A 6,198-nucleotide genomic window follows, 5' to 3' on the forward strand; every position below is an offset into this window, starting at 1 on the left:
GGAGCGAGCCGCTGCGTTCCAGCTCCGCATAGCGCCGGAGTCTCCCGCGGCATTCTTCCACTATACAAAACCAGAATCACTGAATTTCACAAACTAACCATGCTTACGCTGGACACAAGCGACAGTAAAAAGTCCTAACGTAGTTCTCCGAAGTTTCTTGAAACCCAAACGACTTTTCGTTTTAGCCATCCAAATTCTTTGGTATAATGGGTAGTAATACACACTGGAATTGTGATCAGCAATTAATGCTGGTCATCATGACAGAATAAGGGAGCGACAACATTTGTTAATTGGCTTATATACACTGCTCATCGTGGGCTTAGTGATCGTTGATCAGTGGATCAAACACGCAATCGTCGCATCATTGGCGTTAGGGGCAACTCATTCGGTGATCCCCAACGTGCTGTCACTGACCTATCTTCGTAATGATGGCGCCGCATGGAGCATGCTGGCAGGGCAACAGTGGTTCTTTTACATTATTTCAATTGCGGCATTAGCTGTATTGATTTGGTTTTTTGTGCGTTTTCGGCATAACTGGCACTATGAAGTTGGAATAGCTTTATGATTGCAGGTACGATTGGCAATTTTATTGATCGGTTGATGAACGGGTTCGTTGTGGATATGTTCCAGTTGGACTTTATCTCGTTTCCAATCTTCAATTTTGCGGATTCGTGCCTTACCGTTGGGGTGATTTGCCTGATGTTAGCGATGTTGTTTGATGATCAATCGGAGGCGAAGACTCATGCCTGAAGTACACCAGTATCAGATTACAACTCAAAGCGGCCGGTTGGACAAGGTGTTATCGGAACTGATGCCTGAGCAAAGTCGCTCGCAACTCAAAAACGCGATCGATGAACAGCGCGTGTTGGTTAACGATCAGATTGAAAAGCCGAAGTATAAGGTGCAAGCGGGTGACAAGGTGACGATAACGATTCCGGATCCAGTAGCTTTAGATTTGGAGCCTGAAAATATGCCACTTGATATCGTTTACGAAGATGATGACGTGATCGTGGTCAACAAACCAGCCGGGATGGTTGTTCATCCGTCTCCTGGTCATCCAGACCACACACTCGTGAATGCGTTACTTTACCATTCGCCGCTTTCAACGATTAATGGGACTTTTCGACCCGGAATCGTTCATCGAATCGACAAGGATACTTCAGGATTATTGATGGTCGCCAAGAATGATCACGCACATCGTAGTTTAGCGCAACAGCTAAAGGATAAAACAAATTTGCGAGAGTATCTGGCGTTGGTTCACGGTAATCTCAAGGATGATACCGGCACGATTGACGCCCCAATTGGCCGATCGTTAAAGGATCGAAAGCAGCAGGCAATCGTTGCTGATGGGCGACATGCAGTGACACACTATCAGGTGCTGGAACGCTATGGCGATTATACGTTGATTTCCTGTTGGCTGGAAACGGGACGTACTCATCAGATTCGGGTGCACATGAAGTCGATTGGTCATCCGCTTGCGGGTGATCCACTTTATGGGCCACGGAAGACGATTAGTGGTTCGGGTCAATTTTTACATGCCCGGAAACTAGGGTTCAAACATCCGGTCAGCGGTAAGCAACTTGTCTTTGAAACGCCGCTTCCGGCCGATTTTAAACAGGTGATCAAACGACTACGGTCGCAGCATCCTGGGTATACAGTCGTTAAACCAGGGTGGGATGAAAACGAATCCCTTTAGTCGAGCGGATAGTTGACAACCCCTGTTAAATTACCTATTCTAAAGCTAATGCAATCATTCAGTATTACGCGATTAGGGCGAGATGCCACTAATCAGCCATTCATTTAAAAATAAACTAGGAGGCAACTCATGACCAAAGTAGTTGTAGACGCAATGGCAATGCAACGGGCCTTGACCCGAATCACTTACGAAATTATTGAACACAATAAGGGCATTGATGGCCTTGTCATTTTGGGCATCAAAACGCGGGGGATTTACTTGGCCCAACGCATCGCGAACCGCTTGAAACAGTTAGAAAATGCCACGGTGCCAGTTGGCGAACTTGATGTGACCAAGTACCGAGATGATATCGAACACGATAGTACCGAAAACGATCCACAAGTCACCGTGTCTAAGATTGATTTTCCGTTAACTGACAAAAAAGTGATTTTAGTGGACGATGTGCTTTACACCGGTCGTACGATTCGGGCGGCAATGAGCGCCATTATGGACCTTGGCCGACCAAAGCAAATTAACTTAGCGGTCTTGGTTGATCGTGGCCACCGAGAACTTCCAATTCGAGCAGATTTTGTCGGCAAAAACATTCCGAGTTCTCAAAGCGAACGGATCCGCGTTGCGGTAACGGAAATTGATGGTCATGATAGCGTCGAAATCATTGATAGATAGTAGCGACTGTAACAGAGATTGGATTGATGGCAGATGACACAACGATTTTTAATTTTAGAAGACGGCTCAGCGTTTGCGGGCGAAGGCTTCGGTGCCGGTGCAACGACGACTGGTGAATTAGTCTTCAATACCAGCATGCTGGGTTATCAAGAAATTGTCACGAATCAGGTGTACCATAACCAGATCATTGTGTTCTCGCAGCCAATTATCGGGAGCATTGGGATCGCACACGATGGTTATGAATCAATTTTACCGACAGCGAAGGGCATGGTTGTCCGGGATGTGTCGGCGATTTCTAAAAACCGCCAACGGTCTTTGTCGCTGGATCAATTTTTAAAACAGCATAATATTCCGGGAATTAGCGGTATTGATACCCGATATTTGGTTCGACTGATTCAGCAAAAGGGGACCATGAAGGGGAGTATCGTGGACGTTGCCGATGATCATGCATTTGATCAATTACACGCGACGGTATTGACCAATCAACAAGTGGCTCAGGTTGCAACACCGAGACCGTACCCGAATCCGAACCAGGGTGATAATGTCGTCGTGATTGATTTTGGCCTCAAACATGGGATTTTACGGCAACTGTCACGCCGCAACTGTAACGTGACCGTACTGCCTTGGGATACCGATGCCCAATCCGTGATCAACTTGGATCCAGATGGGGTCATTTTATCGACTGGTCCGGGGTCACCATTGGACCTCCCGGAAAGCGTTTTGGAAATGATTCGGGTGATTCAAGAACGCATTCCGTTGTTTGCGATTGGCTTGGGCCACGAACTGTTTGCACTTGCTAATGGGTCGGAGGTTAAGGCCTTGCCAGTGGCGCATCACGGTGCTAATCACCCAATTCGTAAAATTATCACGAATGAGATCATTTACGCCATGGAAGGTCAAGAGTACGTGGTGGATCCTGATTCTATTAATCGAGACCGACTCATTACAACCTACGTTGATATTATTGATGGGAGCGTACAGGGATTACGGCACCGGGATTATCCGGCGTTTTCCGTTCAGTTTTTCCCAGACGGCGCGCCCGGACCAAATGATTCGGTTGATTTATTTGACGAATTTATGGAAATTATGGGAACACGGGAGGCTTAATGTCGATGGATAATGCCATTCAAAAAGTGCTGATTATCGGTGGGGGTCCCACTGAAATTGGCCACGAAACTGAACTGGATGCAGCCTGCGTTCAAATCATTCAAGCCTTTAAAAAAATGGGTGTTCGGCCCCTGTTAATTGATAATAATCCTTTTTCAGCGGCGTTGGAGAGTGTTCAGCCCACCAACATGTTTATTCAAACGGTGACGGCTGAACGTCCAACGGATCATCGAAAAAGAACAACCGGACGCCATTCTACCCACGGTAGGTGGCGTTTTGGCGATTAGCGTCATTCAAGAATTGCAAGAAAATGGGGTCCTAAGTGATAACGGCTGTCAAGTGTTGGGGATTCCAGGACAGTCCTTGATGGATGTGAATAACCCGGAACGAATCAACGCAGTTTTAGCGCACATGGGGTCACCGGTCATTGCGTCGGAAACGGTGGGCACATTGGATGAAGCCGTGAACGTTGCGGCTCAGATCGGTTACCCAGTCATCGTGAAGCCAATTGCACCGAAAATTGATACCAACCGAATCTTATGCGATAACGAAGCCGATTTGATTGGTGCCGTTACACGAGGTTTTCGTTGGTCACGCTTTAAACAGTGTGTGATCGAACAAAGTATCGTGGGCTATAAGGAAATTGAGTTAGTGACGGTTCGAGACGTCATGGGGACGCAGGTCTTGATTGCGGGACTGGAAAATATTGACCCAATTGGACCCACTCTGGCGATTCGATGGTGGTGGTCCCAACGTTGACGCTCAGCAACACGGAGTACGAAGAGTTGCGGGATGCCGCTTTTGCCATCAACGATCAGTTTGGCTTTACGGGGGTCGTGCATACGCACTTTGCGCTACACGCCAATTTGGATCGGTATTACGTGACCAAGGTTACCCCGTACAATGATCGGGGATCGTCGTTAGCTGCCTACGCGACTGGGTATCCGATTGCGTACGTGGCGGCTAATTTGTATTTGAATCAAAAAGTGACGGATGTTCGGTTGCCGGATAACTACGAATTCCGGCAATCGGCGTTGCTGGAACCAACCTTAGACCACGTGATCGTTCGGATTCCAATCTGGCCGTTTGAGGACGTGCCAGAGGCTGATCAGCATTTAAACACAGTGATGAAATCGGTTGGGTCAACTGTTGGAGTCGGTCGAAGCACTGAGGAGGCCATTTTAAAGGCGTTGCGCTCGTCGCAATTTAGTCCGCAAGATGAACTCCCTTCGATGAGTGATTTGACTGATTCACAAATCATTTCACGGCTGATCCATCCGCTTTCCAGTCGTATCTTGGTGCTGATTGAGGCATTGCGGCGCGGTTATCAGGTTGATGAACTGACTGAACTGACTAAAATTGATGCCTTCTACTTTGATAAGCTTAAGCATATTCTTGAAATCGAAGAGGATATTAAGGCCGCACCACTATCAGCTGAGCAACTTAAGCGTGGCCGTTATTATGGCTTTGGTGATGGTATGATTGCGCGAATTTGGCACACCGATATTGATACGGTCCGCGAAATTGGCAAATCCAACTTGATTTTACCGACATATAAGGGCATCGAACCTAGTGCTGGCGAGTTGATCCAAACGCCATCAAGTTACTACAGTACGTTTGAAACGGAAAACGAAGCGACTCAGTTATCCGATAAGACGGTGCTCGTTTTGGGACGGGGCGGTAACCAATTGGGACCTAACGCATCGGCTGACTACTTTACAACTGAAATGCTAAAGCAGTTGCAGCGTTCCGGTTATCGAACGGTTATTATGAACACTAATCCGAATGCGGGGTCACTGAGTCCGTTACTGACGGATAAACAAATCATTGATCCCGTTCAGTTAGGTGACGTACTGAATGTGGTAGCACTTGAAAAACCGGTGCTGATTTTTGTGCCTGGAAACCGCCACTATTTAACCCGGGAGCTACGAAAGCGTGAGTTACCGGTCGCCGTCTTGCCACCAGATCAGGAGAAACGAAGTGATTTGGTCAGTGACCATGCTGAAGTTGGGTTAGATTTGTTCGTCACCAAGGAACATATTGTGCCGATTTTGGCGAGTGATCTTAAATCAGATCAGGCATGGCCACCACTTTTGATCAAATTACAGTCACGAAAACACCGGCAACGTTGAACGATGGGCAGCTGGATCGCATCCTGAACCATGCCAACAACTATTTGAGCGTCCATCATCGAACTGGGGTCGTGCAGATGTTGTACACGATTGACCGAAATGGTGAGCCCAAGTTCGCTGGGATTCGACCAAGTCGGTTAACGACGATTGCCTTTTTGAATAAGGTGACCGGTATTAACTGGGTTCGGATGCTGGTGCGCCAAGCGTTAGGCGAAATTGATGAATCACTGATTCAAAAATTACCGCTGGATATTCGTTCTGATCGAGCGGCACTTGTCCGTGGCACGTTCCCGTTCAAGCAACTGCAACTGACCGAACGACTTGGGTTAACGACTCAAGAAGTTGGGGCCTCGATTACGTTTGGGGTTGATGCGGCGTTGAGTGCGGATGAATAGCGTGCGTACCCGTTCATTAAATTAATAGTTTGTATATAGCAAAAAGGCCACTGTTCGAACGGTGGCCTTTTGGTCGTCTTTATTGTCGTTTGTGTCCAGCGTAAGCATCTTTAGTTTGTGAAGTGATTCTGGTTTTCTATAGTGGGAAGATGCCGCGGGAGACTCCGGCGCTATGCGAGGCTGGAACGCAGTGGCGGGCCTA

General features: G+C 47.5%; 6 protein-coding genes and 2 pseudogenes. All 8 read left to right on the forward strand.

Annotated elements, in window-relative coordinates; all coding sequences use genetic code 11:
• The first annotated feature begins 289 nt into the window (after positions 1-289).
• The 8 genes and pseudogenes from lspA to JCM2765_RS18460 all read left to right on the forward strand — a co-directional run bounded on the left by lspA (position 290) and on the right by JCM2765_RS18460 (position 5,996).
• Positions 290-750: pseudogene (gene lspA / locus JCM2765_RS15685) on the forward strand (signal peptidase II).
• On the forward strand, positions 743-1,696 hold the full coding sequence (locus JCM2765_RS15690) for an RluA family pseudouridine synthase (protein WP_054737495.1): 954 nt from the start codon (positions 743-745) through the stop codon (positions 1,694-1,696). Before lspA ends, JCM2765_RS15690 begins: the two are co-directional and overlap by 8 nt.
• Before the next feature lie 129 nt (positions 1,697-1,825).
• On the forward strand, positions 1,826-2,362 hold the full coding sequence (gene pyrR, locus JCM2765_RS15695; protein ID WP_054737496.1) for a bifunctional pyr operon transcriptional regulator/uracil phosphoribosyltransferase PyrR: 537 nt from the start codon (positions 1,826-1,828) through the stop codon (positions 2,360-2,362).
• 33 nt (positions 2,363-2,395) lie between these two features.
• Positions 2,396-3,469, forward strand: a complete 1,074-nt coding sequence (locus tag JCM2765_RS15700; protein WP_054737497.1) for a carbamoyl phosphate synthase small subunit — start codon at positions 2,396-2,398, stop codon at positions 3,467-3,469.
• A 5-nt stretch (positions 3,470-3,474) separates the two neighbouring features.
• A pseudogene (locus JCM2765_RS18445) lies at positions 3,475-3,772 on the forward strand (carbamoyl phosphate synthase preATP-grasp domain-containing protein); the annotation flags it as partial.
• Between the two features lie 108 nt (positions 3,773-3,880).
• Positions 3,881-4,228 carry an ATP-binding protein gene (locus JCM2765_RS18875; RefSeq protein WP_500797379.1) on the forward strand — a complete coding sequence of 116 codons (348 nt, stop codon included), beginning with the start codon at positions 3,881-3,883 and terminating at the stop codon, positions 4,226-4,228.
• Positions 4,225-5,601 (forward strand): carbamoyl phosphate synthase preATP-grasp domain-containing protein, encoded by a 1,377-nt coding sequence (locus JCM2765_RS18455; protein WP_263849487.1) that lies wholly within the window; start codon positions 4,225-4,227, stop codon positions 5,599-5,601. Before JCM2765_RS18875 ends, JCM2765_RS18455 begins: the two co-directional genes overlap by 4 nt.
• Positions 5,550-5,996 (forward strand): hypothetical protein, encoded by a 447-nt coding sequence (locus tag JCM2765_RS18460; protein WP_225352139.1) that lies wholly within the window; start codon positions 5,550-5,552, stop codon positions 5,994-5,996. The genes JCM2765_RS18455 and JCM2765_RS18460 overlap by 52 nt, the downstream gene beginning before the upstream one ends.
• The last annotated feature ends 202 nt before the right edge of the window (positions 5,997-6,198 follow it).

It is taken from the genome of Secundilactobacillus similis DSM 23365 = JCM 2765 (assembly GCF_001311075.1).
GTDB lineage: Bacteria > Bacillota > Bacilli > Lactobacillales > Lactobacillaceae > Secundilactobacillus > Secundilactobacillus similis.

Excerpts from the sequence above, each read along its gene's own strand:
- JCM2765_RS15690 (WP_054737495.1), top strand. The coding sequence starts at position 743 with ATGCCTGAAGTACACCAGTATCAGATTACAACTCAAAGCGGCCGGTTG.
- pyrR (WP_054737496.1), top strand. The coding sequence starts at position 1,826 with ATGACCAAAGTAGTTGTAGACGCAATGGCAATGCAACGGGCCTTGACC.
- JCM2765_RS15700 (WP_054737497.1), top strand. The coding sequence starts at position 2,396 with ATGACACAACGATTTTTAATTTTAGAAGACGGCTCAGCGTTTGCGGGC.
- JCM2765_RS18875 (WP_500797379.1), top strand. The coding sequence starts at position 3,881 with ATGGGGTCACCGGTCATTGCGTCGGAAACGGTGGGCACATTGGATGAA.
- JCM2765_RS18460 (WP_225352139.1), top strand. The coding sequence starts at position 5,550 with ATGGCCACCACTTTTGATCAAATTACAGTCACGAAAACACCGGCAACG.